Origin of the sequence: Shewanella sp. 4t3-1-2LB, assembly GCF_017368415.1 — a bacterium.
Classification (GTDB): domain Bacteria; phylum Pseudomonadota; class Gammaproteobacteria; order Enterobacterales; family Shewanellaceae; genus Shewanella; species Shewanella fodinae.
Window position 1 is genome coordinate 1 of the sequence record NZ_JAFNJD010000134.1, and the last position, 521, is coordinate 521.

The window sequence follows — 521 nt, forward strand, 5'->3', positions numbered from 1 at the left end:
TTTAGGAAACATATATGGACGCACCTCATGATGCAATAGCCAATTAAAGGGTACGGTCGCTAACATATATCCGACGTCATTTTTGGCCAATAAATAAATGGCCTGCGCCATGATGTAATACGCACCTTACTGTCTATTCAAAGCCCCGGTCTGTATGACCTGTTTCCTAATCAGAGTGCAGTAAGGATGGTTCACCGTTTCTTCATCAGCAATTGCAAACTCAGTTGCCATTCAAAATCATAATTCCCCAGTTATACAGCCTTAAAAGCCTTATGGATATTGTAACTGCTATCTGTCGCTAAAACCCGCCAAGCTATCCTCCCAAGCTTGTTTGCCAATGCGACTATGGCTTTTGCTCTACCACGTCTTCCAATGATACTTCTTAGCCAATCGCCCATGACATCGGTTCTGTTTATCCCGCACCGCATAACCGCCCGTGCACCATGGATAAGCAAGGTTCTTAAATCTCGATTACCACTCTTTGATAAATGACCGAGAGAGCTTTTCCCTCCAGAGCTATG

Annotated in this window: 1 protein-coding gene; it reads right to left on the reverse strand. The window is 44.1% G+C overall.

The features are described from left to right. Positions 1–251: 251 nt before the first annotated feature. Positions 252–521 (reverse strand): transposase (locus tag J3L11_RS18955; RefSeq protein ID WP_207572003.1); only part of this gene is annotated, 270 nt, incomplete at its 5' end.